The sequence below is a fragment of the Halomonas sp. ATBC28 genome (genome assembly GCF_005937175.1).
In the GTDB taxonomy this organism is placed as follows: domain Bacteria; phylum Pseudomonadota; class Gammaproteobacteria; order Pseudomonadales; family Halomonadaceae; genus Vreelandella; species Vreelandella titanicae.
Genome location: NZ_VCQL01000193.1, coordinates 1 through 393, shown reverse-complemented (window position 1 = coordinate 393; position 393 = coordinate 1). Strand labels below are relative to the sequence as shown.

Genomic DNA, 393 nt, shown 5'->3' with positions numbered 1-393 from the left:
CTTCCAGTTCATCCAGGTTATTAATTGCGCCCAGGTTGAAAGCAGACAGCGTACACAGCGCGATTTCACCGTTCTCGTCGTTGACGTAGTTCAGCGGTTTGGTCGGCAGGGCTATCTCCAGGCACAGGTTAGACTGACGCACTGGCGCGATGGCCGGATCAAACGGGCTATGGGTATTGCAGTGGTCAACGTTCTGAATATAGATACGACCGGTAGACGCACGTTCCTGCATCATCAGCGAGAACAGCTCAACGGCTTTCACACGCTGCTTGCGGATGCTGTCGTCTTTCTCATATTTGGTATACAGACGTTCAAACTCTTCCTGATCGGCGAAGAACGCGTCGTACAGCCCCGGTACGTCGGACGGGCTGAACAGGGTGATATCTTCACCTT

At 53.2% G+C, this 393-nt stretch carries 1 pseudogene; it reads right to left on the bottom strand.

Going from position 1 to position 393, the window contains the following annotated elements:
- Positions 1–393 (bottom strand): annotated as a pseudogene (locus tag E0L35_RS26000) (ribonucleotide-diphosphate reductase subunit alpha); the annotation flags it as partial.